The sequence below is a fragment of the Mesorhizobium sp. M1322 genome (genome assembly GCF_040318085.1).
Lineage (GTDB): Bacteria > Pseudomonadota > Alphaproteobacteria > Rhizobiales > Rhizobiaceae > Mesorhizobium.
The window spans coordinates 1-2,778 of sequence record NZ_JAMYLP010000184.1; the positions used below are offsets into that span (position 1 = coordinate 1).

General features: G+C 57.1%; 3 protein-coding genes and 1 pseudogene. 2 read left to right on the top strand and 2 right to left on the bottom strand.

Annotated elements, in window-relative coordinates:
• Positions 1 to 260 precede the first annotated feature (260 nt).
• Positions 261 to 488, top strand: a complete 228-nt coding sequence (locus tag NKH12_RS30160) for a hypothetical protein (RefSeq protein WP_352956445.1) — start codon at positions 261 to 263, stop codon at positions 486 to 488.
• A 339-nt stretch (positions 489 to 827) separates the two neighbouring features.
• Positions 828 to 1,382 carry a VanZ family protein gene (locus NKH12_RS30165; protein ID WP_352956446.1) on the top strand — a complete coding sequence of 185 codons (555 nt, stop codon included), beginning with the start codon at positions 828 to 830 and terminating at the stop codon, positions 1,380 to 1,382.
• A 690-nt stretch (positions 1,383 to 2,072) separates the two neighbouring features.
• Here the strand turns inward: NKH12_RS30165 and NKH12_RS30170 are convergent.
• Together NKH12_RS30170 and NKH12_RS30175 are read right to left on the bottom strand one after the other, a co-directional pair.
• A complete protein-coding gene (locus NKH12_RS30170) occupies positions 2,073 to 2,372 on the bottom strand; it encodes a DUF1236 domain-containing protein (RefSeq protein ID WP_352956447.1) in 300 nt (99 codons plus the stop codon).
• A 306-nt stretch (positions 2,373 to 2,678) separates the two neighbouring features.
• Positions 2,679 to 2,778: pseudogene (locus tag NKH12_RS30175) on the bottom strand (IS481 family transposase); the annotation flags it as partial.

Below are 2,778 nucleotides of genomic sequence, written 5' to 3' on the forward strand. Positions count from 1 at the left end.
ACCCGCTTCGAGAAAACCGCCCGCAATTACCGCGCCGTTGTCACTCTCGCGGCTATTGTCCTATGGTTGCGGTAACTGTCCACACGGCCTAGAGCGAAGCGCGTTGTCCTCGCATAGTAGCAACCCTCTTGACTAAGACCTCGCGTGCACCGGTCAAACGAATGGCAATTTTCTGTCTGAATGCGTTTACGGTCCATTCTCGGAGATCCACGCATCGGCTGTCGCGTGGGAGACACAGTAACAATTTCAAAGGCGTCGACATGCTGCGAGCACAAGAAAGCCAGTTCCTGAAACCTGAAGATCGGGCGATCTGCCAGCGGGTGGTCGACCAGATAACCGCCGACGCTAAATGGGACAGCACCTCGATAGACGGCCAGATTCTGGCCTCGACCACGCTGGCTCTCTTTCAATCCGGGGTCGTCAATGAAACGAATTTGCTGGCACATGTTCGCGCGCGCCGCCCCGACTTCACCAAGCTGACCGGCTAGCGCTTCCCCTTCAGCGTGATCTCTTCGATCTGGCCTTCGCGCCGATCTCTTCGCCATAGCTTCTGCCTTGGCCTTTGTTGTTTCCTCTGACTGGAGCTCCTAGCCGGCTGTAAGGGACCCCATTCGGAAGGAAACAGCATCTGGCCTTCTTTGGCCGCAGCTTCAAAGGCCTTCATCTATTCGGCCGATGCGCCGATCCGCTGGAAATTGACAATCTGCCCCAGCTCTAGACCGCTTCGTGCTGGCGGTGGCGTCTGCAAATTTCGGATGAAGGGCTGTCCTATAGTGTTGCGCGCTGGCTCATATCCGATCGTGGCAAGGGTTGCTTTCCTTGCCGCGTTGGCCGGCGTTCTCCTCCTGCTCGCTCTTTTTCCGGCGTGGCTCCTGCAGAATTTGGGAGTGAGCTTCACGCATCATCGCAAGCTCATCCACGTCGCCGCATTCACCGTCTTGGCAGCCTTGGCAAGTGTCGGCTGGACGAAACACAAGACAAGGCTGATTGTTCTCCTCGCTTTTTCGAGCGTGGCGATTGAAGTTGTTCAGGGCGCGAAACTGATAGGTCCTGGTCCGGATGTATTCGACTGGATTGCCGACTGTGCTGGCATGGCCTGCGGGATCACAATCGCAAGCTGGACAAAGCGGCACCGGGTAATAAGCCCGCCGAAACGCTCCGGCGAATATCCCGATCGCGAGATCGATTGTGAGAGGGCCATGGAGCCAAGCTTTCAGGCGATCGTAGATTGCATGCTGGAAGCAGGCTGGGCCCGTGGAGAGATCATGCGCTCGCTACGCCGGCTGATCTCCGCAGACAACATGACGCAAAAGGAAAATGCCAAGGTCGAGGCGCAGCTTGCGATCGCACGGGCAATGAGCCGTGCCGGCCGGCCTCTCTAGGGGTCAGCAACTCAATGAATTGCCTACAGCCAATGGCCGAAATGGGCGGCGAGCCTAACCGTCCGCAATCAGACAGAGCGTTGAAGGCCGCCACATTTGGCCGGAAATCGTGTTGGTCAGGGTTTCAGGGAGGAATTCTCGATGACTCACTCTTTTCCCACAGTCACGGTTGAAACAGTCGCCGAAGTCTACGTTCTTTCCATAGGAAAGGCCCGCTTCCTATCGATCGGACAGGCAATCCGCGCCCTTCGGAAACTCATGCCGGCTTGCAACGCGACCGATCACGAGTTGGAGGAGATATTGGCGGCAGCGTGCGTGATTCACAGCGTGCCCGTTACTTTCGACGCCAAAACAGCCGATGGGGCATGGCTCCATTCGTAGGGCCGGAGATGCCCGCGCAAACGCGGTGGCCTGCCGGATCGGTTGGATCACCAGGGGATTGTTCGCTAAACGGCGAGACGACGACCGAAAGGGAAGGAAAGCCATCTGCTGTCGAAACTGCCGGAAAGAATTGGGGTAAGCTGATTGTGTGGGCTGTTTTGATCGGCTTGGGCTTGGTTGTAGCGTAGCATGTGTTCCGATTGTTGCTTTCTTTCTCGCCGTCATCACCGGCAACTTTCGCTCCATAAGCTGTTCCAAAAAAGCCCGCCGCACCTTTCGGCACGGCGGGATGCCTCCCAGTCGCTTAGGTCATTCGATAACTTTGATGATCTTACGCGTGCCCGGGTCAACGACAACGGTCCGGTTGTCGACAACAACAGTGCGGTATTTGGTGTTGGGGACTTCATGGAGCTCGACCGTCTCGGGCAGGGTCGAACCGATATTGAGCTCCACTCCGGGGATTTTCACCGATGCGAGCGGCTGCTTTTTCACGTATTCCCTGATGACCGTCTCCTGTTCAGGCTCGATGACTACGTCCTGGGCGGCAGCGGCACCGACGCCTGCCAGCAGCAAAAAACCCGCGGCCGCAGTGGAAAGATACATTCTCATAGCTGTCTCCTTCGTGAGGGCTGATGCGCTGAACGCGATCGCCTTGCGCCAAGCACCAATCCTCAGGCAGCTGCATAGGTTCCGCTTGCGGGCCTTTGGTCTGATCCGAAACAGGACCTAAGCCTGAACTTGGTGTCGCAAAGGATGGGGCGGTAATGCAGCCCGGAACCGCGACTGCCGGCACTCGTTGCTCGCCCTGTGTTTACGGGAGGAGCACATGGAAAACAGCGTCCACCAAGCCCGCTGGTTACTCGCTTCGGTGTTCGCCGTATCGATCACATTCCTGGCGATCGGAATATTCGTTAGCTAGGTGTGGAGCCTCAACAGGTTGTCCAGGGTTATATCGAGGCGACTGATGGGTGGTTTGGACTTTAGGCTGCCGTGTGGACGATGCCAATTGTATCTG

What these genes read in the sequence shown, in the direction of transcription:
- NKH12_RS30160 (WP_352956445.1), top strand. Translation starts at nt 261, where the DNA reads ATGCTGCGAGCACAAGAAAGCCAGTTCCTGAAACCTGAAGATCGGGCG.
- NKH12_RS30170 (WP_352956447.1), bottom strand. Translation starts at nt 2,372, where the DNA reads ATGAGAATGTATCTTTCCACTGCGGCCGCGGGTTTTTTGCTGCTGGCA.